The following is a 26,314-nucleotide window of genomic DNA, read 5'->3' on the forward strand; positions in this document are numbered from 1 at the left end:
TTGCGCGTGTCCTTTAACCACTACTACCAAAGCGAACTCACCGCACTTCGCCAGTTAGGTCGTCGATTCGCCGAGCGTAGCCCGGCGTTGGCGCCTTTCCTGGGTCAGTCCGGGCGGGATCCGGACGTGGAGCGGTTGCTGGAAGGCTTTGCATTCCTGACCGGCCGCCTGCGTCAGAAACTCGATGACGAGTTGCCGGAACTGAGCCATTCGCTGATGCATCTGCTGTGGCCCAACTACATGCGGCCGCTGCCGGCGTTCAGCATTTTGCAGTTCGATCCGTTGACGCGATCCGGGCCTGCGGTAATGGTCGAGCGCGACACGCCGGTCGAGAGCATGCCGATCGATGGCGTGCGTTGCCGTTTTCGCACCAGTTATCCGACTGAGGTGTTGCCGTTGGATCTGGCCGCGCTGACTTACTCGGTGAAGGGTGACGGTTCGCTGTTGAGCCTGCGTCTGGAGATGAGTGCCGACGGTCATCTCGGCGAGCTGGAACTGAGCCGTCTGCGTCTGCACTTCGCCGGTGAGCGCTACATCAGCCAAATGCTGTACCTGAGCCTGTTGCGCAACCTGGAAGGCATCGAGCTGATTCCGCTGGACGGCTCCGGCACACCAGTCAACGGCGTGAACGGCACGCCGATGGCATTCAAGATGCCGGGCGACTGCGTGCAGCCACTGGGTTTTGCCGAAGAAGAAGCATTGATCCCGTATCCGCTGAACACCTTCCGTGGTTATCGCTACCTGCAGGAGTATTTCGCCTTCCAGGACAAGTTCCTGTTCGTCGACATCAACGGTCTGGACCTGCTCAAGGCCCTGCCGGAAGACACGCTCAAGCAGATGCGTGGGCTGGAGTTGCGCTTCGATATTCGCAAAAGCGGCATTCAGCGCCTGCGCCCGACGCTGGACAATGTGAAGCTCTACTGCACACCGATCGTCAACCTGTTCAAGCACGATGCGTTGCCGATCCGTCTCGACGGCACACAGGACGAATACCTGCTGCTGCCGGCCAAGTTCGACTTGGAAAACTGTGGCGTGTTTTCGGTGCAAACCGTCACCGGCTGGAAGCCAGGCGGCGTCGGTTATCAGGAATACGTGCCGTTCGAATCGTTCGAGCACGACCCGAGTTTTGACGTGCCCAACAGCCGTCCGCACTACAGCATCCGCCAGCGTTCGTCCTCGTTGCACGATGGCCTCGACACGTACCTGAGCTTCGGCATTCGCCACACCGAAGGCCACGAAACCCTGTCGATCGACCTGATGTGCACCAACCAGAACCTGCCGCGCAAGCTCAAGCTCGGCGACATCTGCCTGGGCTGCGAAGAGACGCCGGAGTTCCTGCGTTTCCGCAACATCACCCCGGCCACCACAAGTTATGCGCCGCCGCTGAACCGTGACTTCCTCTGGAAGCTGATCAGCAACATGTCGCTCAACTACCTGTCGCTGGCCGACGTCAATGCGTTGACGGTGATTCTCGAAACCTACGACCTGCCGCGCTACTACGACCAACACGCGGAAAAAGTCAGCAAGCGCCTGCTGGGCGGGCTGAAGTCGATCAAACACCAACACATCGACCGCTTGCACCGAGGGTTGCCGGTACGCGGGTTGCGCACCGAGCTGACTATCGACCCCCAGGGGTACATCGGCGAGGGCGACCTGTTCGTTTTCGCTTCGGTTCTCAATGAGTTTTTCGCGCTTTACGCCAGTCTCAATTCGTTCCACGAGCTGCGGGTAAAAAGTACACAGGGAGAGGTGTACCAATGGACACCACGCATGGGCCTGCAGCCCCTGCTTTAAGCAGGCTGACCCGGGTAATACGCGAATATTCGCTGTTTCAGGCTGTTTTGCTGGTAGTCGACCGGCTACGCGAGGCGCACCCGTGCCTCTGCGAAGACGATCTGTACGACCAGCTGGAATTCCAGGCCAATCCGAGCCTGGGTTTCCCTGGCAGTGACGTCGATCGCGTGGAGTTTTTCGAAGAGCACGGGCAAATGCGTGCGCGTTTGCGTTTCAACCTGATTGGCCTGGTGGGTTCCGGCTCGCCACTGCCGGCGTTCTACGGCGAACAGGCCCTGGGCGATAGTGAAGACGGCAATCCGACCCGCAACTTTCTCGACCTGTTCCACCATCGCCTGCAACGGCTGATGCTGCCGATCTGGAAAAAATACCGTTACCGCGCAAGCTTCCAGAGCGGCGCCCTCGACCCGTTTTCATCGCAGCTGTTTGCGTTGATCGGCCTCGGCGGCGAAGAGATCCGCAAGGCTCAGGAACTGAACTGGAAACGCCTGTTGCCGTACCTCGGCTTGCTCAGCTTGCGGGCGCACTCGGCGGCGTTGATCGAAGCGGTGCTGCGTTACTACTTCAAGCACGCCGAACTGACCATCGAGCAATGCATCGAGCGCAGCGTCGAAATCCTCGACGAGCAGCGCAATCGCCTGGGGCGCGCCAACAGCGTGCTCGGCGAAGACCTGGTGCTGGGCGAACACGTGCGTGATCGCAGCGGCAAATTCCGTATTCACATTCGCGAGCTCGACTGGCAACGCTTCCACGAATTCCTGCCGATCGGTTTCGGCTACCAGCCGCTCTGCGCGCTGGTGCGGTTCACCCTGCGTGACCCGCTCGATTACGACATTCGCCTGGTGTTGCGCCAGGAAGAAATCCGCGAACTGCGCATCGGCGAGCAGAACGCCTGCCGCCTGGGGTGGACCAGTTGGCTGGGCCGCGAACAAGCGGACGGTGTGGTGACCCTGGGCAGCAAAATTCATTAAGGACAGATGACCAATGATCAACGTAGACCTGCAACAACTTATCCAGGCGCTGGACGCCGAAACCCGTCGTGACCTGGAAAGTTCGGCCGAACGCTGCGTCGCCCGTGGCGGCAGCAAGATCCTCGTTGAAGACTTGCTGCTGGGCTTGCTGGAGCGCCCGCAAGGCTTGCTCGCCCGAGCGTTGCAGGATGCTGAAGTGGATGCCGGCGAACTGAGCGCCGCGCTGCAATCGCGGGTCGAGCACAGCGCCTCGCGCAACCCGGTGTTCGCCCCGGAGCTGGTGCAGTGGCTGCAAGACGCCTTGCTGGTGGCCAACCTCGAATTGGGTCAGAGCCAGGTCGAGCAAGCGGCGTTGATCCTCGCATTGCTGCGCAATCCCATGCGCTATGCCGGCAGCCGCTACCAGTCGTTGCTGGCCAAACTGAACATCGATCGCCTGAAAGAGTTCGCCCTGTCGCAGCAAGAACAACCAGCCACCGGTAAGCCCGCCGTGCCCGGCGAATCGCTATTGCAGCGCTTCACCCACAACCTGACCCAACAAGCCCGCGACGGCAAACTCGACCCGGTGTTGTGCCGCGATGGCGCGATTCGGCAGATGGTCGACATCCTCGCCCGTCGCCGCAAAAACAATCCGATTGTGGTCGGTGAAGCCGGCGTCGGTAAAACCGCGATTGTCGAGGGCCTGGCCTCGCGCATCGCGGCGGGCGAAGTGCCGCAAGTCTTGAAAGGCGTCGAGCTGCTATCGCTGGACATGGGCCTGTTACAGGCGGGCGCCAGCGTCAAAGGCGAGTTCGAACGTCGCCTCAAAGGCGTGATCGATGAAGTCAAAGCCTCGCCGAAACCGACCATTCTGTTCATCGACGAAGCTCACACACTGATTGGCGCGGGCGGCAATGCCGGCGGTTCCGACGCGGCCAACCTGCTCAAGCCAGCCCTGGCCCGTGGCGAGTTACGCACCATCGCCGCTACCACCTGGGCGGAGTACAAGAAGTACTTCGAAAAAGACCCGGCCCTGGCCCGTCGTTTCCAACCGGTGCAACTGCACGAACCGACCGTCAGCGAAGCGGTGACCATCCTGCGTGGCCTGGCTCAGGTCTACGAGAAGAGCCACGGCATCTATCTGCGCGATGACGCGGTGGTTGCGGCGGCCGAGCTATCTGCGCGTTATCTCGCGGGTCGCCAGCTGCCGGACAAGGCCGTTGATGTGCTCGACACCGCCTGCGCTCGCGTGCGCATCAGCCTCGCCGCTGCACCGGAAAGCCTTGAACGCCTGCGGGGTGAACTGGCTGAAGGTGGCCGTCAGCGTCAAGCCCTGCGTCGGGATGCCGAAGCCGGCTTGCTGATCGATCACGAAGCGCTGGACGCTTTGGAAGATCGCCTGGCTGCCGCCGTAGAGGAAAGCGCCGCGCTGGAAACCCTTTGGACCGAGCAGAAAGAACTGGCCGAGCGCCTGCTGGAGCTGCGTCAGCAACTGGCCCAGGCCCGCGAAGCTGCTGCGGTCGAGCCCACTGTCACGGTTGAAGAAGATGCCGAAGGCCGCGTGATCGAAACGCTGGCAGTGGACGAAGTGCAAAACGTCGAAACGCTGGAAAGCGCACTCAACGAAACTCACAACGCGCTGACCGAACTTCAGCTCAAAGAGCGCCTGGTGAGCTTCGAAGTTTGCCCGCGCCTGGTCGCCGAAGTGATCAGCGCCTGGACCGGCGTTCCACTGACGCAATTGGCCCGTGAGCACAATTCCAAGGTCGCGAGTTTCGCCACCGACTTGCGCACCCACATCCGTGGTCAGGAGCAAGCCATTCACGCATTGGATCGCTCGATGCGCGCCACGGCAGCCGGCCTGAACAAACCGGATGCGCCGGTCGGCGTGTTCCTGCTGGTCGGCCCGAGCGGCGTCGGCAAGACCGAAACTGCGCTGGCCCTGGCGGACTTGCTGTACGGCGGTGATCGTTTCATCACCACCCTCAACATGTCTGAGTTTCAGGAGAAGCACACTGTTTCGCGTCTGATCGGCGCGCCGCCGGGCTACGTCGGTTATGGCGAGGGCGGCATGCTCACCGAAGCCGTGCGCCAGAAACCGTACTCGGTGGTGCTGCTCGATGAAGTCGAGAAAGCCGACCCGGACGTGCTCAACCTGTTCTACCAAATCTTCGACAAAGGTGTGGCCAACGACGGCGAAGGGCGCGAGATCGATTTCCGCAACACGCTGATCCTGATGACTTCGAACCTGGGCAGCGAGCGCATCGCCGAGCTCTGTGAAAACGGCGCGCGGCCGTCGGCCGAAGTCCTCGAAGAAACCATTCGCCCGGTGCTGAGCCAACACTTCAAACCGGCGCTGCTGGCGCGGATGCGCGTGGTGCCTTACTACCCGGTGGGCGGCCCGGTGTTGCGCGAGCTGATCGAAATCAAACTCGGGCGTTTGGGCGAGCGCCTGAACCGTCGTCAGCTGGATTTCACTTACTCGCAAGACCTCGTCGATCACCTGGCAGATCGCTGCACCCAGAGCGACAGTGGCGCGCGCCTGATCGGCCATTTGCTCGACCTGCACGTGCTGCCGCTGGTGGCTGACCGTTTGCTCGATGCGATGGCCATCGGCGAAAGCCTCAAGCGTGTCCACGCGACGCTCGACGGCAACGCCCGCGTGATGTGCGAGTTCGCCTGAGTTGGGTGTGATGTTCACTCAGATGCCGCAACCGCTGGTCTACGCCGAAGCCTTGTTGGCGCAGTTCGCCAGCTTGTCGCGCGCCGCGGACGGTGCCGCGCTGCTGGGTGACTTCGTCCGCGGTCTGGCCGAGCTCAGCGGTTGCGAGTTGACGCAGTTGTACCTGCTGGACGCGACTCACACGTGCCTGGGGATGAACGCCGAATGCCTAAACGGCATCCTGCAGCCCCGGGAAGCGGCGAGCCTGCCGGCGGACTACAACGGTGAGCAACTGCTGCAATTCGCCCTGTGCCAGAACCGCGTGGTGTGTCTCAGCGAGCTGAGTGGCAGCTTGCACGAAACCAGTTTCCTGCCGCCGCAGGCCATGCCTTGGCAATCGCTGCTGTGCGTGCCGCTGGTCAATCAGCAGAAAGCCGTCGAAGGCTTGCTGCTGTGCGCCACTCGCCGGCACATCGACCTGCAAGGCTTTGCTGATTCTCTCGGCCAACTCGGCTCGTTCGTGCTCGGCCAACTGCGTTTGTTGCAGCGTTTGCGTCAGCCAATCGGTGATGCACGACTGGCGAAAGTCAGCGTCCCGAGCGCCAGTGGTTACGGTTTGATCGGCAAAAGCTCGGCCATGCGCCAGACCTATTCGCTGATCAGCAAAGTCCTGCACAGCCCGTACACCGTGCTGCTGCGCGGCGAAACCGGTACCGGCAAGGAAGTGGTGGCGCGGGCGATTCACGATTGCGGCCCGCGCCGTTCTCAGGCGTTCGTCGTGCAGAACTGCGCGGCGTTCCCCGAGAACCTGCTGGAAAGCGAACTGTTCGGCTACCGCAAAGGGGCGTTTACCGGTGCTGATCGCGACCGTGCCGGGCTGTTCGACGCGGCCAACGGCGGCACCTTGCTGCTCGATGAAATCGGCGACATGCCGTTGTCCCTGCAAGCCAAGCTGTTGCGGGTTCTGCAGGAAGGCGAGATCCGCCCGCTGGGTTCCAACGACACCCACAAGATCGACGTGCGCATCATCGCCGCGACTCACCGGGATTTGTCGGTGCTGGTCAGTGAAGGCAAATTCCGTGAGGACTTGTACTACCGCCTCGCGCAGTTTCCGATCGAGTTGCCGGCCCTGCGTCAGCGCGACGGCGACATCCTCGACCTGGCCCGGCACTTCGCCGACAAGGCCTGCTCGTTCTTGCAGCGCGATGCGGTGTGTTGGTCCGATGCGGCGCTGGATCACCTGTCCGGTTATGCCTTCCCCGGCAACGTGCGTGAACTCAAAGGCCTGGTCGAACGCGCGGTGTTGCTGTGCGAGGGCGGTGAGTTACTGGCCGAGCATTTTTCCCTGCGCATGGAGGCCATGCCGGAAGACAGCAACAACCTGAACCTGCGCGAACGCCTGGAACAGGTCGAGCGCAGTCTGCTGCTCGATTGCCTGCGCAAAAACGACGGCAACCAGACCCTCGCCGCCCGCGAACTCGGGCTGCCCCGGCGCACGCTGCTGTATCGCCTCGGGCGCCTGAACATCACTTTGGGTGACTTCGATGGTTAACCCAATGCCGAGTCATGCACGGCCTGTGGCGAGGGAGCTTGCTCCCGCTGGGCTGCGAAGCGGCCCCAAAACCATGTGCCTCGGAGCCTCAGTCAGGCCGCATCCACTGATTTACGACTGCTGCGCAGCCGAGCGGGAGCAAGCTCCCTCGCCACAGGGGGTTGTGCCAAGGCCGCTGACTAGAGCGCTCGGCTTCACCTCATTCGCTTTTGATAGCGCCGCCCAACCGGGTCGGCGCTTTGCACTTTGTCTACCCTTGGAGACCCTCTGATGCCTGTTCGTCACTGGCAAGCCGTCCTGCTGGCCCTCGTCGTTCTATGCGGCCTCGGCGGCTGTAGCGGCAATTACAAATACAACGACAACACCTATCGCCCATTGGGTGATCCGCAGGCGGTCAATCGCGGCAAGTGACCGCAAGGAGTCTCACCATGGAACTGGTTTTCGACATGCTCGGCACCCAGCAGTTCGTGCCCACGGGTTTGCGCAGCAAAACTTTCAAACAGGCCGGTGGCGTGATCGGGCGGCGCAAGGATTGCGACTGGATCATTCCGGACCGCAAGCGTCACCTGTCCAACCACCACGCCTTGATCAGCTACCACGAAGGCACGTTTTTCCTGACCGATACCAGCAGTAATGGCATCCGGGACAGCGAAAGCGGTGCGAACCTGCGCAAGGGCACAGCGACGCGCATCGAGCACGGCAGTGTCTACGTGCTGGGTGGCTTCAAGATCCGTGCGCGACTGGTAAGCGACCCGGCGACATTCGACGTTGAAGTCGGCCGTCCGCAGGCAGCCGGCAGCATCATTCCGGACAACGCGTTTCTCGAACTCGATCCGCTCAATGCCCTCGATCAGCAAGAGCGCGTGTTTTCGGAAATCGACGAACTGATCTCCCCGAGCACGACCCTCTCAGACTCCCGCCAGCGTGCCGACTATGCACGCATCGACATGGAAAGCCTGATAGTGCCGGAGCTGATCAACGCCCCGGCAGAGCCAGCCCCCGCGCCACTGCCCGAAGTGGTCGAGCATCAGAGTGAAGGTTTCTGGGAGCACTTCGGTGCCGCGTTGGGCGTGGACCTCAAAGGCCTCGATCACGACGCCCGCGAAGCGCTGGCACTGAACGCCGCGCGCCTGCTCAAGCAAAGTGTGGGTGGTTTGCAGCAGAGCCTGCGCACCCGCAGCGAACTGAAAAACGAACTGCGCCTGGCTCAAACCACCGTGCAAGGCACTCACAAGAACCCGCTGAAATTTGCCGTCGATGCCAGCGAGGCGCTGGGCATTCTGTTGCAGCCGAGCAAGCCGGGTCAGTGGCCGGCCGAGCAGGCAATCTCCCGTGCGTTCCGCGATTTGCAGGCGCATCAGGTGGCGTTGCTCACCGCCAGCCGCGCTGCCGTTCGCGGCACCCTGGAGCACTTCTCGCCACAGCAATTGACCCTGCGTTTCGAGCGCGACAACAAGCCGTTGCTCGCCACGTCCGGCAGTCGCTGGAGAGCTTACGGGCGTTATCACCAGGCCCTGCGTCAGGACGATGACTGGAGCGAACGCCTGCTGGCCCGCGACTTCGCCCAGGCCTACGAAGAACAGATTCGTCTGATTTCCACCCTTCACACCGACCACCAAGGATGATGCGCATGTCTCGCTGCTCGACCGCTTTTTTCAAAACGCTGACGGCCTTCGCGACCCTGGTGCTGCTGGCCGGTTGCTCGTCGCTGTCGCCGTATTCTCATGTCACCAAGCTCAACCTGAAGCTGACCGCCAGCGATCAGCTGAACCCGGACCTCAACGGGCGTCCGTCGCCGATTGTGGTGCGTCTGTTCGAGCTCAAGCATCCAGTGACGTTCGAGAACGCTGACTTCTTCAGCCTTTACGAGCGCGCCAAGGAATCCCTGGCCCCGGACCTGGTGGCCAGCGAAGAAATTGAGCTGCGTCCTGGTGAAACCGTGGAGATGAAACTCAGCGTGAAGGAGGGCAGTCGCTACGTCGGCATCCTCGCCGCCTATCGCGATCTGCCGGAAACCAGATGGCGCTACACGGTGCAAGTCAGCCCGATGGAAGTCACCCACGCTGATCTGACACTCGACCAGGCCGGTATTCGCAAAAGCAACGGAACGCTCGCCAGGGCGGATGACTGATCATGAATTCCCATAAAGTGATTTGGCAGGAAGGCATGCTGCTGCGCCCGCAGCACTTCCAGCACAACGATCGTTACTACGACCACCAGATGAAGACCCGTACCCGGTTGCTGGGCAGCTACATCTGGGGCTTCCTCGACCTGGACATCGACTTGCAGTTTCTCAACATGGGCAAGTTGGTGATCAGCCAGGCCTCGGGGATTCTGCCGGACGGCAGCCTGTTCGACCTCGGCGGCAACACCGAGCCGTTGGCCCTGGACGTGCCGCCGAACACCGGTAACACGCCGATCTACCTGGCACTGCCGCTGGTCACCGGTAATCACATCGAGTCCCGTCGTCCTGAGCAGTCCGACGTGCTGGCGCGTTACACCGCGTACGAAGCGGAAGTCGCCGACTCCAACGCCGGCGACAATTTTGCCAGCCAGGTCAGCTGCGGTCGCCCGGACTTCAAACTGTTGCTTGGTGAGCAGCAGAGCGACCAGGCCTACGTGAAACTGAAGATCTGCGAAGTGCTCGACACCACGCCCGACGGCGTGATCAGCCTCGACCCGGACTTTGTGCCGACCTACATTCAGGCGCATTCGTCCAGTTATCTGCTGTCGTGCCTGAAAGAAGTGATCAGCATGCTTGGTCACCGGGGCGACACCATCGCCGAGCGGATCGGCTCCAATGGCAAGGTCGGTGGCGCGGAAATCGGCGACTTCATGATGCTGCAGTTGATCAACCGCACCGAAATGCTGCTACGCCATTACCTCGGTCTGGAACAGGTTCACCCGGAAGCGTTGTATCGCACGTTGCTGACCATGCTCGGCGAGCTGGCGACGTTTTCCAGCGAGAGCAAACGCCCCCGTCTGGACAGCCGTTACCAGCACAGCGATCAGGGCGCGAGCTTCCGCAAGCTGATGGAAGCGATTCGCCAGGTGCTGTCGATGGTGCTCGAACAGCACGCCATCGAACTGGTCCTGCAAGCCCGTCAGTACGGGATCATCGTCTCGCCATTGCACGATCACAAACTGTTGGGCTCGGCCTCGTTCGTGCTCGCCGCCAGTGCCAACTGCGACTCCGAAGAACTGCGCCATCGCTTGCCGGCGCACCTCAAGGTCGGTCCGGTGGAGCGTATCCGCCAACTGGTCAACCTGCATCTGCCGGGCATCAAGGTCAAACCATTGCCGGTGGCCCCGCGGCAGATCGCGTTCCACTCCAACAAAACCTATTTCATCCTCGAACTCAATTCCGAAGACCTGGCGCAACTCGAGCGCTCCGGCGGCTTTGCGTTCCACGTGTCCGGCGAATTCGCCGAGCTTGAACTGAAATTCTGGGCCATCAGGAACTGACCGACATGACCAAGGACATGGAACAAAATCAGGACGACAAAACTGTTCTGCTCGACCGTCAGGGCAACGGCCCGGCGTCGAGTCCGCTGACGGACTCCACGGCACCGCCGCGTATCGAACAGTTGGAACAACGGATGATTTACGCCGCGCGTTTGCGCCCGGCCGAAGTGTTCAACATCAGCCTTAATTCACTGGTGTCGGCGGCGTCCGACTTGCTGTCGGAAGTGGTGCGACTCAAGCACAGCGGCAACCGCGAAGACCTGTACGCGCTCAACGAGCGACTGACCGCCAGGCTCAAACTGTTTGAAGTACAAGCGCTGCGCAACGGCGCCGAAAGCAGTCAGATGATGGCCGCGCGTTACGTGCTCTGCACCGTGGCCGACGAAGCCGTCGTGACCACATCGTGGGGCAATAAAAGCGAGTGGTCGCAGATGAGCCTGCTCAGCAGCTTCCACAACGAAACCTTTGGCGGCGAGAAGTTTTTCCAGCTGCTGGATCGCCTGTCGAAAAACCCGGCCAAGCACCTGCCAATGCTGGAGCTGATGTACTTGTGCCTGTCCCTCGGTTTTGAAGGCAAGTACCGGGTGCAAGCCCGCGGCGTGCTCGAACTCGAAGGCCTGCGCGACGCCTTGTATCGGCAGATTCGTCAGTTGCGCGGCGACGTGCCGCGCGAACTGTCGCCCCATTGGGAAGGCTTGAATGATCAGCGCCGCAACCTGGTGCGCATCGTGCCGGCGTGGATGGTGGTGCTGTTCACCGTGGTTTGCCTTGCGGTGATGTATTCAGGCTTCGCCTGGGTACTGGGCGAACAACGCGAAACCGTTCTGCAACCCTATCAGCCGCTTGATTCGGCGGCGGTTCAGCCGCAGCTGTAAATAGAGACCTGTGATGAAAAAGCTTTTCAAGAAAGTCGGCGCATTCTTGCGCCAGACCTGGGTTTGGACCTTGCTGCTGGTGCTGTTTATCGCGCTGCTGGTGTGGTTTGTCGGGCCGCTGCTGGCGGTCGATGATTACAAATTCTGGGAAGGCTCGACTTCGCGCTTGCTGACCAGCAGTGTGCTGTTCCTGGTCTGGGGCCTGACCATGGTCTTCGTCAGTTGGCGCGCTGGCGAACGCAAGAAAGCCTTCGAAGGCAGCGAAGCCGGTCAGGTTCGTATCCGCCGTGACGAGTTGATCGACAAAGACCGGAAAGAGCTTCACCTGCGCTTCAAGGATGCGTTGCAAACCCTGAAGACTTCGAGTCTCTATCGCGGTCGCAGTGAACGCTGGCGCAGTGATTTGCCTTGGTACTTGCTGATTGGCCCGCAGGGCAGTGGCAAGACCAGCCTGTTGGACTTCTCGGGCCTTGAGTTTCCGATCAACAGGATCGATCGACTGTCCCGCAACTCCCAGGGCACTCGGCATTGCGACTGGTATTTTGCCGACCACGGTGTACTGATCGACACCGCCGGGCGTTACCTGACCCAGGCGGATGCCGAAGTCGATGGCAGCGCCTGGAGCCTCTTGCTCGACCTGCTACGCAAGCGTCGGCGCAATCGCCCTTTGAACGGTGTGCTGGTGACCATTCCAGTAGAAACACTGCTGGACAATACCGAGGACGAACTCGACTCCCTGGCTCGGCTGGTGCGTGTGCGTCTGCAAGAGGTGCATCAGAAACTGCACGTCGATTTGCCGGTGTATCTGGTGTTGAGCAAGGCTGACAAGCTGCTCGGTTTCGACGAGTTCTTCGATCAACTGACCCGCGAAGAAAGCGATCAAGTGCTCGGTACCACCTTCGGCAAAGAGCAGGGCGACGCCGACGTAGCCGTCCTGCGCGGCGAGTTCGAAGCGCTGCTGCATCGCCTGAACAGCCAGGTGATCATGCGCATGCACCAGGAGCGCAACACCCAGCGCCGCGGTCGTATCCTCGACTTCCCGCATAAACTGGGGCAAATCGGCGAGCGTCTGTGCCTGTTCGTCGATAAGGCGTTCACTGGTAACCGCTACCAGCGTTTCAGCCAGTTGCGCGGTTTCTACCTGACCAGTGCGCCGCGCCTGACTCAAGAGATGGACCAGACTACCGCTGACGTACTACCGACCTTGCACAGCGGCCGTTCGCGCTTCATTCATCATCTGTTCAGCCGGGTGATTTTCCCCGAGGCCGATCTGGCCGGTCTGGACAAGCGCGAGCGCCGCCGCATCCATTGGGGGCAACGTGCCCTGTACGTGGGCGCATTGGCGGCACTGGTGCTGTTTGGCATGCTGTGGGCGGGCGGCTTCTCAGCCAACTACGAGCGCCTGGAAAACCTGCGTAACCTGACGCAACACTGGACCCAACAACGCTCGGCCCTGACCGCGCGTGATGATTCCATGGCGGCGCTCAAGACCCTCGACACCCGTTACGCGGCGACTCAGGTCTTCCCGAAAAAAGGTGACGTGTCGTACCACGAACGGGGTGGTCTGTACCAAGGCGAAGAGGTCAATCCGGTGGTCGAGGAGGCCTACGAGCGTGAGCTTGAAGCGCAACTGTTGCCACGGGTCGCGACGCTGCTGGAAGGGCAGATCCGCGCCAACATGAAGGACCGCGAACGCTTGCTCAACAGCCTGCGTGCGTACCTGATGCTGAACATGAAAGATCGCCGCGATGCGGACTGGCTCAAGACTTGGGTCGCCACTGACTGGTCCCTGCGTTACGCCGGCAACACGTCAGTGCAGAACGGTTTGAATACGCACTTCGAGCGTTTGCAGCAGCAGCCGTTTATCTACCCGCTGGACGATCGACTGGTGGATCAGGCGCGTCAGGTGTTGCGCAGCGAGTCGCTGGCCAATGTGGTTTACCGGATGCTGCGCGAGCAGGCCCGCCATCTGCCGGACTATCGTTTGAGCCAACACATAGGCCCACAAGGTGCGCTGTTTGTCGGCACCGAATACGTGATCCCGGGTTTCTATACGCAACAGGGTTATCAGCAGTATTTCTCGATCCAAGGCACTGCGCTGATCACCGATATCCTGCGTGACAACTGGGTGCTGGGCGAAGGCTCGGGCATCAGCGGCATGGACTTGCGTCGCCTGATGGTCGAACTGGAGCAACTGTACTTCCGCGACTACGCCAACTTCTGGAGTGAAGCGGTCGGCCAGGTTGCCTTGCCACCGATCAACGACGCCGGTGAAGGCGCCGAGCAATTGGCGAGCCTGACCTCCGCCAACTCGCCAGTGCTGCAGCTGCTGGTGGAAGTGCGCGAGAACACCCGTTTTCCTGTGCTCGCCGACAGCGCCGGTGACGCTGTTGAGTCGGCTGGCAAACTCGGCGAGAAGGGCGGCAAGCTCGGAAAACTCGCAGCAGCTGCGGCTGGCAAAGCCGCAGACATGACCGCTCATATGGCAAAGCAGCTGCCCGACACCGCGAAAAAATCCCTGCAACGCCGTTTCGAACCGCTGCACCGTTTGCTGGATGACAACAATGGCCCGGCCGCTGATTTGGCCCCGGCCCTGGCGGCACTCAACGAACTGCAACTGCAACTGGCGAGCCTGGCGCGTGCCAGTGCGCCGGAACAGGCTGCATTCGAAATGGCCAAGACCCGCATGAGCGGCCAGCGTGATGCGCTGAGCAACTTGCGCCATGCGTCTAACCGTCTGCCGCGCCCGGTCAGCGTGTGGTTCAACGTGCTGGCCGAAGACAGCTGGCGCCTGGTGCTCAACGATTCCTACCAGTACCTGAACCAGCGTTATCAGAGCGAGCTGTACAGCTTCTATGGCAAGGCGATCAACAAGCGCTATCCGTTCAGCGCCCACAGCACCAGCGATGTTGCGATCAGCGACTTCCGCGAGTTCTTCAAGGCGCAGGGCATCAACGATCGCTTCTTTGATACGTACATGCGTCCGTTCGTGAGTGGCGATCCAGGCAACTACCGTCTGCGCAGCATCGACGGGCACAGCATGCCGATCTCCAAGGTCTACCTCGACCAGATGGCCGCGGCAAAAGTGATCCGCCAGAGTTTCTTCTCGATCAATCCGGCCGAGCCGCAAGTGCAATTCAGACTGGAGCCATACACCCTCGACCCGGCCGTCAGCCGTTCCGAGTTCAAGTTTGGCGACAAGACCATCGAATACCGTCACGGCCCGATCGTGCCGGTGTCGTTCAAATGGCCGACCGATGCTGAAGACGGTCGCACCAGCCTGGTCCTCGACAAAATGGCTGGCCGCCCGATCGGCATCGAGAAAAACACCGGTCCATGGTCGCTGTTCCGTCTGTTCGACTTGATGCAGACCGAGTACCTGAGCGGTCGCGACGTGCTGGTGCTCAAAGCTGACGTGGGCGGCCTGCGCGCCAATTACTTGCTGTCGAGCCAGCGCACGCCGAACCCGTTCGACATGGGTGTGCTGCGTACTTTCCGTATGCCGGTGCAACCCTGATGCGGGTTGCCAGCCCCTGGCGCAGCGCTGCGAGTACCGATCCGGGCAAGGTTCGGGCGCGCAACGAAGATGCTTTTCTCGACTGTCCGCAGCAGGGGCTGTGGGTGGTCGCGGACGGCATGGGCGGTCATCAGGGGGGCGACATCGCCAGCCAGTTGATCGTCGCCAGCCTGGCGGAACTGCCCGTGCAAGACGACTTCGACGAACGACTCAACGGTATTCGCCAGTGCCTGCACTGGCTCAACCGTCGCTTGGGCCAGGAGTTGACCGTCACCGCCGGGCGCCACGACAGCATCATGGGCAGCACCGTGGTGGCGCTGCTGCTGGAAGGCAATCGCGCGGCGTGTATCTGGGCCGGCGACAGCCGTTGCTACCTGTGGCGTGGCCAGCGTTTGTATCAGCTGTCCAAGGATCATTCGCTGCAACAGCAACTGATCGACGAGCAAAACATGAGCATCGAAGACGCCCGCGCGCATCCTTCAGCTCATGCGTTGACCCGCGCGGTCGGGGCTGCCGAGCAGCTGACGCTGGAGGTGTTGGAACTCGAGGTTTATCCCGGCGATGCGTTTTTGTTGTGCAGCGACGGCTTGTATCAAGGGCTGACCAGCGATGCCATTGGCAACGCCCTGAGCCTGACCGCGCCGCACGTTGCGCTGGAACGTCTGTTCGACGCGGCTCTGCGTGGCTCGGCCCGGGACAATCTGACGGCGGTGGTGATCCGCCAATGACTGAATTCATGTCACCGACCGATGACCTGCTGGTGAGCGAGGAAGAAGCCAATAACCTGACTTACTTTGCGTTCGCCAAGCCTCTGAACGCAAAGCCGCATAAGGCCGTGCCGGCGCAGTCCCGGGCCAGGGTCGGTGAACTGCCCGACGTACTCGCAGGCCGTTACCGCATCGAGCGCCTGCTGGGTGCTGGTGGCATGGGTGCGGTTTACCGCGCACGGGATTTGCTGAGCGAACAGTTCGGCGACCCCGACCCTTACGTCGCGTTGAAAATCCTCAGCGAAGAATTTGCCGAATCGCCGGACGCCAGTGCCTTGCTCTACAGCGAGTTCGCCCTGACCCGACGACTGCGCCACGACAACGTGCTGCGTTTGCACAGCTTTGAAGTGGACACCGACTGCCAGCGGGCCTTCATCACCATGGAATTCATGCGTGGGCTGACCCTGGACAAACTACTCTGCGAGCGGCCCCTGGGCCTGCCGTGGAAAGAACTGCGCGACATCGCGCTGCCGCTGCTCGACGCGTTGGCCTACGCCCACGCTCGCGGCGTGTTGCACGGCGACATCAAACCGAGCAACGTCATGCTCAGTGAAGAAGGCGTGCGCCTGTTCGACTTCGGTCTGGGCCAGGCCGAGGAGGGCATCCTGCCCGGCCTGCCGCACCTGAGTCGCAACCGCTTCAACGCCTGGACCCCCGGCTACGCTGCTCCCGAACTACTCGAAGGCCAACCGCTGTCGGCCCGTGCGGATGTGTACGGCGTGGCCTGCGTGTTGTACGAATTGGCGGGCGGCAAACACCCGTTCCGCCGCTTGCCCTCGACCGAGGCCCGCGATGGCCACCTCGACCGCCAGTTGCACGCCCCCGGGAATCTCCCGAAACATTGCTGGCCAGCCCTGCGAACGGCGTTGGCTTTCGATGTGGCAAAGCGGACCGTTACTGCCGCGCAACTGCGTGACACATTCGCGCGCACCGCCATGGGCGGCATTTCGCCTTGGCTGCAACGTCTGCGACTGCGGGCGTAATGGCTGACTGCGCGTGGCGTGTTGAAGGAAATGTCCGAGAGGTTTGGGGGGATCAAGGATTGGGCTTCTTCAGGTGTAGGGACGGTATCGGGAAGTGACGCGGAGCGTCACGGGATGCATTCCCACGCGGGAGCGTGGGAACGATCTGGTACGCGGGGGGCGGTGGTTGGAAAATGTGACTTGGCGGTCATCATGCGGGAAAAGTAGTTCATCTTCTTCTAACGTAAGCAGATAGTGGCGTTCTTGCATGAAGCCGCTACACTGCGCCGGCCGTTCACTTTTCTCTGAGGCTGTGCGCATGAAATTTCGTTTTCTTCTGTGGATGCTGGGTTTGTTGATGGGTAAGGCCAGTCGGACTAATCCTGCGTTTCAGCAGCAGTTGGGTGATAAGGAGCTGGTGTTTCAGCTACAGACCCTGGATGGGAAAGTGGCGCGGCATTTCTTTGTGAAGGATCAGCGCATCACCAGCAAGTCCGGCGTGTATGCCGAGCCAGCGTTTGCGATTGCCTTTAAAGATGCGGCATATGGCTTTGCCACGATGCAGGCGAAGAACAAGCAGTTGGCGTTCATGACGGGGATTCAGGACAAGTCTATCCAGATCAAGGGTAACCCGGCGCTGGTGATCTGGTTCCAGGGGTTGACCAAGTATTTGAAGCCGAGGAAGGCGAAGGCTAAAACCAAGGCTTGAGGTTGATGATTAACCCTGTGGCGAGGGGACTTGGCGAAGCGTCGCACCGCCCCGTTGGGCTGCGAAGCGGCCCTGAAGCCTGAGACCTTGGGTGTATCTGACATACCGTGTTGGCTGGGTTTGCGACTGCTGCGCAGTCGAACGGGGACAAGTCCCCTCGTCACAGGGGTTGGTGGTCAGTTAGACCGAGGTGGATTCATCGCGGGCAAGCCTCGCTCCTACAGGGTTTTGGTGATCCGTAGGAGCGAGGCTTGCCCGCGAAGCTTTTAGGCTTGGGAGAACTGCGAAGCCAATTCCCGCAGCAGCACTTCTGCTTCCAGAACCTTGCTGACCACGTCGTTGGCCTTGTCGCGCGTCAGCCCCACACGCTCCAGCAACGCATCCGGGATGTCTTCATCCGGCCCGGACCCGACTCCGCGACTACGCAGCAAGCGCACCGCCAGGCACACGAGGTTCGGGTACTCGGCGTAATCGCCGTCGTAACTCGGGTCGTGCTGGAAGCGCAGCGCGGTGGCCAGTTCGTCGGGCATGTCCCAGTAGCGCATCAGCCACGAGCCGATCTGTTCACGGCTGATACCCAGCAAGTGCTGCTCGACGTAGCTGTGGCACAGGTGCGGGTTGACCTCCAGGTGGCGGCAGATCAGCGAGAAGTGCGGTGGGAACACGTGGGCCAGCAGCAAGTAGCCGAAGTTGTGCAGCAGGCCGGCGAGGTAGGTCAGGCCGGCTTCCGGGCGCTGGGCGCGGGGCATGGCGCGGGTCAGGCCTTCGATGACGGCGGCGGTGTAGATCGATTGCTGCCAGTACGGCGTGGTGTGTTGCGGATGGTCTTTTGGCAGGCTCAGGGTTTTGCCCAGAGCCAGGCCCAGCGCCAGGTTGATCACCAGGTCGAAACCCAGCACCCGCACGATGGCGTCTTCTACTGAACGAATCTTGCCCGGCGACGCGTAGTACGGCGAGGCTGCCCAGCTCACGACTTGTGCGGCCAGGGCAGGGTCGGTTTCGACGACGCCGGTGATGTCGTCGATGGTGGCGTTGGGGTCGACGCGCAGTTTGATGATTTTCTGCGCGGTCTCGGCCAGCGGCGGAATTTCGATGGTCTCTTCCAGGCGTTGCTGGATGCGTCGCGCGGTGAACGCTTGAACGGCCTGGGTGATTTCCTCGCGGTCATCGTGAGGGCGGTCCAGGTTCGGGCGAATGCTGGTCAGGGCTTCGCCGAAGTTGGCGGCGCTGGCCTTGGTGAGCATGGTCTTGAAGTCTTCGCTGGTGATCTCCAGCAACACGCCCGGCTCGCCCGAGTTGATCAGCAACTTCGGCTCGCGCAGCAGGCATTCTTCATACAGGCACGGTGTACTGGTAAGCGCCGGCATGCCGGGCAGCAGGCTCAGATTGTGTTTGCCGAGCATTTTTACCAGCCGTTCGGTCGACACGGCGGTGAGGCGGCGGCCCGTCAATTCAGCGAGGCTGTTGAGGTCCAGCAATTGGTTCTGCGGGAACAGCACCATGAGGGTGCCCACGGCGTCATCGAGCAGAACAGCCTGCACTTTGCGTGCGGCGTTCAGGCCGTGATGGTCGATGACTTCTTCGTAGGCGATACCCAATTTGCCCAGCATCAGCCGAATAACCGACGGAGCGTGCGGGGTGGCGGGTGCGAGGGCAACTTCGGTCATGGTCTGTATCCGTTGTAAAACAATGGCAGGAGTATAACCAGCTTGCTCAGAACGGTGGTTCAGAAACTGCGACGGTGCTCACACTTGGCCGTATTGCTGCCCATGACGTAGCCAGCGGTCGAGCAGCGGGCTGACGTGATCCGGCCAGCGCTCCAGCAACGCCTGGGCGGCGTCGCGCACGGCGGGCAGCAGATCGGCGTCGCGCATCAGGTCAGCGACCTTGAATTGCAGCAGGCCGGTCTGGCGCGTACCGAGCATTTCGCCGGGGCCGCGCAGCTCAAGGTCTTTCTCGGCGATGACAAACCCGTCGTTGGTTTCGCGCATGATGCCCAAACGCTGACGACCGATCTGGGACAGCGGCGGATGGTAAAGCAGCACGCAATGACTGGCCGCGCTGCCCCGACCGACACGACCGCGCAGCTGGTGCAATTGCGCAAGCCCGAGGCGTTCCGGGTTTTCGATGATCATCAGGCTGGCGTTGGGCACGTCGACGCCGACTTCAATCACCGTGGTGGCGACCAGCAGTTGCAGGTTGCCGGCCTTGAATTCGGCCATGACCGCGGCTTTCTCGACAGGCTTCATGCGCCCGTGGATGAGCCCGACCTTCAGCTCGCCGAGGGCGGCGGTGAGGTCTTCGTAAGTAGTTTCGGCGGCCTGGCAGGTCAGCTCTTCCGACTCTTCAATCAGCGTGCACACCCAATAGGCCTGGCGCCCTTCAGCGCAAGCGCTGCGTACCCGCTCGATGACTTCGACGCGCCGGGTATCGGTGATCAGCACGGTGTTCACCGGCGTCCGGCCGGGCGGCAGTTCGTCGAGGATCGAGGTGTCGAGGTCGGCGTAGGCGCTCATGGCCAGCGTTCGGGGAATCGGTGTCGCGGTCATGATCAGTTGGTGCGGACACATCCGCCCGCCGACGCCTTTCTGCCGCAATGCCAGGCGCTGCTGCACGCCGAAGCGGTGCTGTTCGTCGATGATCGCCAGCGCGAGGTTTTTGAACTGCACTTCGTCCTGAAACAGCGCGTGGGTGCCGACCACCATGGGTGTGCCGTTGGCAATCTGCTCCAGTGCGGCCACGCGGTTCTTGCCTTTGAGCTTGCCGGCCAGCCATGCGACTTCAATGCCCAGCGGTTCGAGCCAGCGCTTGAAGGTGATGAAGTGCTGCTCGGCGAGGATTTCGGTGGGCGCCATCAGCGCCACTTGATATCCGGCCTCCAGCGCCTGCAACGCGGCGAGGGCAGCGACCACGGTTTTACCCGCGCCGACGTCGCCCTGAATCAACCGCAGCATCGGCTCGTGCTGACTGAGATCGTAGGCGATTTCGTTGCCGACCCGTTGCTGAGCGCCGGTCGGAGTGAAGCCAAGGTTGGCCAGATACTGCGCCGGCAGCCGGGTGGCTTTTGGCATCGCCGGCGCGCGCAGGGAGCGCATGCTCTCGCGCAGGCGCTGCTGGGACAGTTGATGGGTCAGCAGTTCTTCAAAGGCCAGACGGTGCTGCGCCCAGTGATGACCGAGGGCGAGTTCGTCGACATCGGCATCGGCCGGCGGGTGGTGCAGGTAGCGAATCGCATCGGCCAGCGGCGCCAGTTGATAGTCACGCGCCAGTTCGGTCGGCAGCCAGTCGGGCAGGCTGGTGGGGCCGAGCATCGTCAGGGTTTGCATGCACAATTGGCGCAAGCGCTGTTGAGTCAGGCCTTCAGTGAGCGGGTAAACCGGGGTCAGGGTTTCATCCACCGGCGGCGGCTCGTCGCCGGTGATGGCGCGGTATTCGGGGTGGTAGATTTCCAGCCCCGATGCACCGGGCCGTGCTTCGCCGTAGCAGCGAATGCGCGTGCCGCGTTTGAGGCCTTCTTTCTGGGCGTTACTGAAATGGTAGAAACGCAGGCTGAGCCCGCCAGTGCCGTCCTGCAGGCGCACCACCAGGCTGCGGCGGCGGCCCATGACCACGTCGGCGCCGCTGACGGTGCCTTCGATCACGGCGTCTTGCCCGGGACGCAAATGGCCGATCGGAACCACGCGAGTGCGGTCCTGATAGCGCAGCGGCAGGTGGAAAAGCACGTCCTGGAGATTCTCCAGGCCGACCTTGGCCAACTTCTCGGCCATGGCTTCGCCGACACCCTTGAGTGCCGTCACCGACACTTGCGACAACTCGGTCATGGCAGCGACTTAGGCCGCAACCACCGGTGCTTGCGGCTTGGCCACCGAGCACAGGCGAATGGAGTCAGCGAGGATTTCAATCGCCTTCGGCCGCGGAAAGCTCGCGCGCCAGGCGATGGCCACGGTGCGGAACGGCACCGGCGGCGTCAGTGGGCGCACTTCGATCACACCGGGAGCGTAGTGATGGCTGTCCACCGCCGACAGCGGCAGGATCGAGATACCCAGGCCGGACGCAACCATGTGGCGGATGGTTTCCAGGGAGCTGGATTCCACCGTGGTGTGCTTGGCGCCGTCATTGCCTTTGGCCAGGGTCGGGCAGGCTTCCAGCACTTGATCGCGGAAACAGTGGCCTTCGCCGAGCAGCAGCAGGCTCTTGTCGTTGAGCAGGGCGGCGTCGATGGATTCTTTTTGGGTCCACGGGTGCTGGGCCGGCATCAGGACGTAGAACGGTTCGTCGTAGAGCTGGAGGGTCAGCACGTCGGCTTCGTTGAACGGCAGGGCGATGATGATCGCGTCGAGCTCGCCGTTGCGCAGTTTGTCGCGCAGCACGTGGGTGAAGTTTTCTTCGATGTACAACGGCATCTGCGGGGCGACCCGGTGCAGTTGTGGAATCAGGTGCGGAAACAGGTACGGGCCGACGGTGTAGATGGCGCCGACTTTCAGCGGTGCGGTCAGCTGGTTCTTGCCGGCCTGGGCCAGTTCGCGAATGCCTTGGGCCTGTTCCAGCACTTTCTGCGCCTGGGCGACAATGCCTTCGCCGACCGGGGTCAGGCGCACGGCACTCTTGCTGCGCTCGAAAATCAGCACACCGAGTTCGTCTTCAAGCTTTTTCACGCCCACCGACAGGGTCGGCTGGCTGACGTGGCAACGCTCGGCGGCGTGGCCGAAGTGCTGCTCTTGGGCGAGGGTAACGATGTAGCGTAATTCTGTAAGAGTCATAGCAAGCGTCCATGAAGTTGCGGGCCAAGCATACCGGCTGCAATCGATAGACGCACGTTATCAGACTGAGTGCGTTGAGTGACACAGGGCAAAGCAGGTTTGCCGCTGGCGGATATGCAAAAGGCACCTTTCGGGTGCCTTTCACAGATATTCCTGCTGCCGGAGATCTCTGTGGGAGCGAGCCTGCTCGCGAAAGCGGTGTATCAGTCAACATGGATGTTGGATGTGATGGCCTCTTCGCGAGCAGGCTCGCTCCCACAATGGTTCGGCGGTGGTTTAACGCCGGCGTTTTTCCAGCGAGTAAACAAACGGTGCAACGATTTCGATGGCGCCGTTGGTCAACATGTCCGCCGGTGGCTTGGGCAGTGGCTGGGCGCGGCGGATCATTTCCAGGGTCGCCCGGTCCAGATCGGCAGTACCAGAGCCGCCCACCAGTTCGAACGACAACACGTTACCTTCCCCATCCACCACGAAGCGCAGACGGTTCATGCCTTCCTTGCCCCGCGCCTGCGCACTGGCCGGGTACTTCTTGTACTTGGCCAAGTGAGCGAGCAGGGTGCCTTGCCAGCTGGCCTTGGCCGCTTGCTGCGCCGGTGATGGGCCCGGTGCCGGCTGAGCGGATTTCTCCGTTGGCGCCCGAGTCGGTTGCGCGTCGCTCGGTTTTTCCTCGGACGGCTTCTCTTTAGGCGGCTCCGGCTTTTTCTCCACAGGCTTGGGCGGTTGAGGCTTTGGCTTGGGTTTGACCGGTTTCGGCACCGCGATCTCCGCCTTTGGCACTTCAGCCAGCTTCGGTATCGGCAGTTCTTCCACCGGGGCGGGTGGCTGTGGCGGCGTTATCACCTTCGGCGGTGCCGGCGGTGGCGGGGCCGGAACCGGCGCCAACTCGACCATCATCGCCTGCGGCGGCAGCTCGATCGGTGGGCGCGAGGTCCAGTTCAGCGCCAGCGCAACGGCCAGCGCATGGACGCCCAGCACCACGGCCAGGCTCGTGCTGTAACGCGTCAACTTTTGGCGCGTCGTGATCATTTCTTGACTGCCGTCTCGAGTCCGACCAGACCCACCTTCAGGTAACCGGCAGCGCGCAGGTTGTCCATCACGCTCATCAAGTCGCCGTAATCCACGCCTTTGTCAGCCTGGAAGAAGATCGTCGTGTCTTTCTTGCCTTGGGTCCTGGCGTCGAGGGTGGCACCGAGTGCTTCGGCCTTCACTTCGTCTTCGCCGAGGAACAGGCGCTGGTCAGCCTTGACGCTGAGGAACACGGGTTTCTCTGGTCGTGGCGCCGGTTTGGCGCTGGAAGCAGGCAGGTCGACCTTGATGTCCACGGTGGCGAGCGGGGCCGCCACCATGAAGATGATCAACAGCACCAGCATCACGTCGATGAACGGTGTGACGTTGATTTCGTGGTTCTCGGCCAGATCGTCGTCTGCGCCTTCTTTCAAATGCAAGCCCATGGCTGATTACCCTACTTTGACCATGTGGGGTTGCACGGAGCGCTCGGTGGTCGGCAGGTGATCGAGGTCACGGCTAACCAGCAGCAGGACTTCAGCCGAGGCATCGGAGACTTGTGCCTTGTAACCGGCAATCGAGCGGGCAAAGACGTTGTAGATCACCACGGCAGGAATCGCTGCAACCAGACCCAGCGCGGTTGCCAGCAGGGCTTCGGCGATGCCGGGAGCCACCACGGCGAGGTTGGTGGTCTGGGTTTTGGCGATGCCGATGAAGCTGTTCATGATGCCCCACACGGTACCGAACAGGCCGACGAACGGCGCGGTGGAACCGATGGTGGCGAGTACGCCGGTGCCGCTGCTCATGTTGCGACCGCAGGCTGCAACCAGGCGCTCGAGACGGAAGGCAACGCGTTCCTTGATGCCTTCTTTCTCGCGACTGTTGACCGACAAACGCATCTCTTCCAGGGCGTCATGCACCAGCAAATTGGCGAGGGTGCCTTGCTTGGTGGCTGAAGCGCTGGCTTCTCTGAGCGTGGTGGCTTTTTTCAGGTGGACGATTTCGGTGCGCAGGCGACGTTTGGCGCCCATCAGCTCGAAACCCTTGGCGATCCAGATGGTCCAGGTGATGATCGAGGCGATGGCCAGGCCGATCATCACGATTTTCACGATGATATCGGCGTTCTGGTACATGCCCCACGGCGACAGGTCATGGGCCATGCCCAGGGAGTTGTCGGCCTCGAGGACTTGCGGAACGTCTTCGCCGGTAGCGTCTACGGCTTGGGCCGGATCGGTCGCAGCCGGCGTAACCTGAGCGGCTGGAACTGGAACTGGAGCTGGAGCTGGAGCAGCGGTGGCGGCCGGAGCGGCGGGCGCTTGTGCGTCAGCGAAAGTGGCGGTCGGCGCCAGCATCAGGCTGAGCAGCAGGGCGGCCACTGCGCTCCAGGCGCGAGGTCGTTTGGTTGGCGAAGCGGGGAATTGATTGCGTGTCATGCTGGCCGGACCTGAGAGAAAAAGACGGTAAATGTTCTTCCAGGCCTCGTGAGGCCGAGAACAAAAGTGGCGGGCATTATTGCAAGTAATTCTTGTTAACAAAAGTAATAGAGTATCTTTTTTTCCTTCATTGCTAGCCGCTCGTCCATTGCCAGCGCTAGTCTGTGCCTTTCTGATGGGAGTTTTCTGATGTCTGCGCCTTCTGTTTTGATCGCCGGCTGCGGTGATGTTGGCAGTCGTCTGGCTACGCAATTGCTTGCTGGCGGGTGGGAAGTTCATGGCCTGAGGCGTGACGTCTCACGCCTGCCCGCGGGGGTAATTGGCGTTGCCGGTGACTTGTTCAATGAAGACTGTCCAGCGACCTGGCCAGTCGGTGCGGTGGACTACCTGGTGTATTGCGCAGCCGCCACCGATCACGATGAGGCGGGTTACCGCGCTGCTTATGTGCAGGGTTTGCAGCATGTGCTGGAGTGGCTGAACGACTATGGGCAGGTGCCTAATCGCCTGCTGTTCGTTTCCAGCAGCAGTGTGTATGGCCAGCAGGAGGGCGAGTGGGTCGATGAGACCTCGCCGACCATTGCAACAGGCTATTCGGGTCGATTGATGCTGGAGGCGGAGCAAGTGGCGCTCAATAGTGGCATCCCGGCCAGCATCGTACGTTTGACCGGCATTTACGGCCCAGGTCGCGAATGGCTGCTGACTCAGGTTCGTCGGGGTTATCGCGTGGCTGTCGACCCACCGTTGTACGGCAATCGAATTCACGCCGACGACGCGGCTGGGTTGCTGACGTGTCTGCTTGAAGCGGATCGTCGCGGTGTAGCGCTGGATGACATCTACATTGGTGTAGACGACGCGCCTGCGCCGCTGGCCGAAGTGGTGGGCTGGTTGCGTGAGTATCTGGGCGTGACCGAATGGGCCGAAGACGCAAGCGTGCGCCGCACTGGCAGCAAGCAATGCAGCAATGCCCGGGCGAAAGCCTTGGGCTGGACACCGAAGTATCCGAGCTATCGCGAAGGCTACGCCGCGATACTTGCCCAAGGGAGTTGAGCTGAGCGAGCCTCTAAACAACAGGCGCCTGCGGGCGCCTTTGTTTTTGGGTCATTGTTTTACCAACAGCCACTGGCGTTGGCCGGGGGTGAAGTGGGGGATTTCGTCTGGCCGGGATTGATTGATTGCCCGGAAAATCTCCAGTTGCTTGCCTTTGCGAACGAAAATCCATGTGTCACTCAGGTCGCCCGTGCCCAGATACAAGGTGTCATTGCCTGCACCTTGGCTGGCGCAATCACCGTCCAGGCATAACTCGTATCGATCGGTTCCCGGTAACCCCGAAACGTGGCCATCTTCCGTAAACACGACCATTTGGCCTGTTCCGTGACTGTCGATGATTTCCCACTGTCCGCCCATGTAAGCAGCGTTCAAGGCGCTCCGGAAGGTATCAACCCACCCTGTTTTCGTTTTGGCGGTCTTGCTGGGGCGACTGAACACCTGCTGGGGGACTTGCTCCTTGGCCAGTTGAGTCAGTCGCTTGCCATCCAGGCGCAGCTCGTCAGTGCCGTAGCCGTTGTAGTCGACGGTCCAGGCATTGGGTGACTTTTGCAGCAGTTGGCCCGCACCCACCTCAAAACCGCTGCTCACTTGCGCCTTGCTGGTGTGGGTATTGATGTCCCATTCCAGATTCCGACCATGGGTGTTCAGGGCTTCACGTAAAGACTGGCCTTGGGCCGCTGCATCGATGGCCGCCTGATTGATCCAGATACCGCTGATATCCGTTTCTGCGGGCATAGAGGTACAGCCGCCGAGCAGCAATAGGCCAAGGATAAGCAGTGGACGCATGATCAATCCTTGAGGGGGCAAAGAATTCGA

Annotated in this window: 21 protein-coding genes; 14 read left to right on the top strand and 7 right to left on the bottom strand. The window is 61.5% G+C overall.

Annotation, left to right across the window (positions count from 1 at the left end):
* Positions 1–6: 6 nt before the first annotated feature.
* From tssF to ACQ4OB_RS21855, 13 genes are all read left to right on the top strand, one after another.
* The gene (gene tssF, locus ACQ4OB_RS21795) at positions 7–1,794 is read left to right on the top strand and encodes a type VI secretion system baseplate subunit TssF (RefSeq protein ID WP_430956425.1); all 1,788 of its coding nucleotides are present in this window, start codon (positions 7–9) and stop codon (positions 1,792–1,794) included.
* The gene (gene tssG, locus ACQ4OB_RS21800; RefSeq protein ID WP_074872007.1) at positions 1,758–2,765 is read left to right on the top strand and encodes a type VI secretion system baseplate subunit TssG; all 1,008 of its coding nucleotides are present in this window, start codon (positions 1,758–1,760) and stop codon (positions 2,763–2,765) included. Before tssF ends, tssG begins: the two co-directional genes overlap by 37 nt.
* 13 nt (positions 2,766–2,778) lie before the next feature.
* A complete protein-coding gene (gene tssH, locus ACQ4OB_RS21805; RefSeq protein ID WP_430956426.1) occupies positions 2,779–5,427 on the top strand; it encodes a type VI secretion system ATPase TssH in 2,649 nt (882 codons plus the stop codon).
* Between the two features lie 10 nt (positions 5,428–5,437).
* Positions 5,438–6,958 (top strand): sigma-54 interaction domain-containing protein, encoded by a 1,521-nt coding sequence (locus ACQ4OB_RS21810; protein WP_074872003.1) that lies wholly within the window; start codon positions 5,438–5,440, stop codon positions 6,956–6,958.
* A gap of 270 nt (positions 6,959–7,228) precedes the next feature.
* Positions 7,229–7,369 carry a type VI secretion protein gene (locus tag ACQ4OB_RS21815; protein WP_430956427.1) on the top strand — a complete coding sequence of 47 codons (141 nt, stop codon included), beginning with the start codon at positions 7,229–7,231 and terminating at the stop codon, positions 7,367–7,369.
* A gap of 17 nt (positions 7,370–7,386) precedes the next feature.
* Positions 7,387–8,583, top strand: a complete 1,197-nt coding sequence (gene tagH, locus ACQ4OB_RS21820) for a type VI secretion system-associated FHA domain protein TagH (protein WP_074872001.1) — start codon at positions 7,387–7,389, stop codon at positions 8,581–8,583.
* 5 nt (positions 8,584–8,588) lie between these two features.
* Entirely contained in the window at positions 8,589–9,089 is a 501-nt protein-coding gene (gene tssJ, locus ACQ4OB_RS21825; RefSeq protein WP_074871999.1) for a type VI secretion system lipoprotein TssJ, read from the top strand.
* 2 nt (positions 9,090–9,091) lie between these two features.
* On the top strand, positions 9,092–10,423 hold the full coding sequence (tssK, locus tag ACQ4OB_RS21830; RefSeq protein ID WP_430956428.1) for a type VI secretion system baseplate subunit TssK: 1,332 nt from the start codon (positions 9,092–9,094) through the stop codon (positions 10,421–10,423).
* Between the two features lie 5 nt (positions 10,424–10,428).
* Positions 10,429–11,298: a type IVB secretion system protein IcmH/DotU gene (gene icmH / locus ACQ4OB_RS21835; protein WP_430956429.1), complete on the top strand. Its 870-nt coding sequence runs from the start codon at positions 10,429–10,431 to the stop codon at positions 11,296–11,298.
* A 13-nt stretch (positions 11,299–11,311) separates the two neighbouring features.
* On the top strand, positions 11,312–14,815 hold the full coding sequence (gene tssM, locus ACQ4OB_RS21840) for a type VI secretion system membrane subunit TssM (RefSeq protein WP_430956430.1): 3,504 nt from the start codon (positions 11,312–11,314) through the stop codon (positions 14,813–14,815).
* The gene (locus tag ACQ4OB_RS21845; protein WP_430956431.1) at positions 14,815–15,543 is read left to right on the top strand and encodes a PP2C family protein-serine/threonine phosphatase; all 729 of its coding nucleotides are present in this window, start codon (positions 14,815–14,817) and stop codon (positions 15,541–15,543) included. The genes tssM and ACQ4OB_RS21845 overlap by 1 nt, the downstream gene beginning before the upstream one ends.
* Positions 15,540–16,565: a serine/threonine-protein kinase gene (locus tag ACQ4OB_RS21850; protein ID WP_430956432.1), complete on the top strand. Its 1,026-nt coding sequence runs from the start codon at positions 15,540–15,542 to the stop codon at positions 16,563–16,565. The genes ACQ4OB_RS21845 and ACQ4OB_RS21850 overlap by 4 nt, the downstream gene beginning before the upstream one ends.
* Before the next feature lie 298 nt (positions 16,566–16,863).
* On the top strand, positions 16,864–17,253 hold the full coding sequence (locus ACQ4OB_RS21855) for a helicase (RefSeq protein WP_134098462.1): 390 nt from the start codon (positions 16,864–16,866) through the stop codon (positions 17,251–17,253).
* Between the two features lie 266 nt (positions 17,254–17,519).
* Here ACQ4OB_RS21855 and ACQ4OB_RS21860 read toward each other — a convergent pair whose 3' ends face one another.
* The 6 genes from ACQ4OB_RS21860 to exbB form a co-directional block, all read right to left on the bottom strand.
* Entirely contained in the window at positions 17,520–18,920 is a 1,401-nt protein-coding gene (locus tag ACQ4OB_RS21860) for an aminoacyl-tRNA deacylase and HDOD domain-containing protein (RefSeq protein ID WP_430956433.1), read from the bottom strand.
* A 78-nt stretch (positions 18,921–18,998) separates the two neighbouring features.
* Positions 18,999–21,074 carry an ATP-dependent DNA helicase RecG gene (gene recG / locus ACQ4OB_RS21865; RefSeq protein WP_430956434.1) on the bottom strand — a complete coding sequence of 692 codons (2,076 nt, stop codon included), beginning with the start codon at positions 21,072–21,074 and terminating at the stop codon, positions 18,999–19,001.
* Between the two features lie 9 nt (positions 21,075–21,083).
* Entirely contained in the window at positions 21,084–22,013 is a 930-nt protein-coding gene (locus tag ACQ4OB_RS21870) for a hydrogen peroxide-inducible genes activator (RefSeq protein ID WP_008150125.1), read from the bottom strand.
* A gap of 276 nt (positions 22,014–22,289) precedes the next feature.
* Positions 22,290–23,039 (bottom strand): TonB family protein, encoded by a 750-nt coding sequence (locus ACQ4OB_RS21875; protein WP_074871982.1) that lies wholly within the window; start codon positions 23,037–23,039, stop codon positions 22,290–22,292.
* Positions 23,036–23,464: a TonB system transport protein ExbD gene (gene exbD / locus ACQ4OB_RS21880; protein ID WP_074871980.1), complete on the bottom strand. Its 429-nt coding sequence runs from the start codon at positions 23,462–23,464 to the stop codon at positions 23,036–23,038. Before exbD ends, ACQ4OB_RS21875 begins: the two co-directional genes overlap by 4 nt.
* Positions 23,465–23,470: 6 nt before the next feature.
* On the bottom strand, positions 23,471–24,451 hold the full coding sequence (gene exbB / locus ACQ4OB_RS21885) for a tonB-system energizer ExbB (protein ID WP_430956435.1): 981 nt from the start codon (positions 24,449–24,451) through the stop codon (positions 23,471–23,473).
* Between the two features lie 189 nt (positions 24,452–24,640).
* Here exbB and ACQ4OB_RS21890 point away from each other — a divergent pair, with 189 nt between their 5' ends.
* Positions 24,641–25,498 (top strand): SDR family oxidoreductase, encoded by an 858-nt coding sequence (locus ACQ4OB_RS21890; protein WP_430956436.1) that lies wholly within the window; start codon positions 24,641–24,643, stop codon positions 25,496–25,498.
* 51 nt (positions 25,499–25,549) lie between these two features.
* On the opposite strand, the gene ACQ4OB_RS21895 is transcribed toward ACQ4OB_RS21890, so the two are convergent.
* A complete protein-coding gene (locus ACQ4OB_RS21895; RefSeq protein WP_074871974.1) occupies positions 25,550–26,284 on the bottom strand; it encodes a hypothetical protein in 735 nt (244 codons plus the stop codon).
* Between the last annotated feature and the right edge of the window lie 30 nt (positions 26,285–26,314).

Origin of the sequence: Pseudomonas sp. ES4, assembly GCF_050586665.1 — a bacterium.
Lineage (GTDB): Bacteria > Pseudomonadota > Gammaproteobacteria > Pseudomonadales > Pseudomonadaceae > Aquipseudomonas > Aquipseudomonas frederiksbergensis.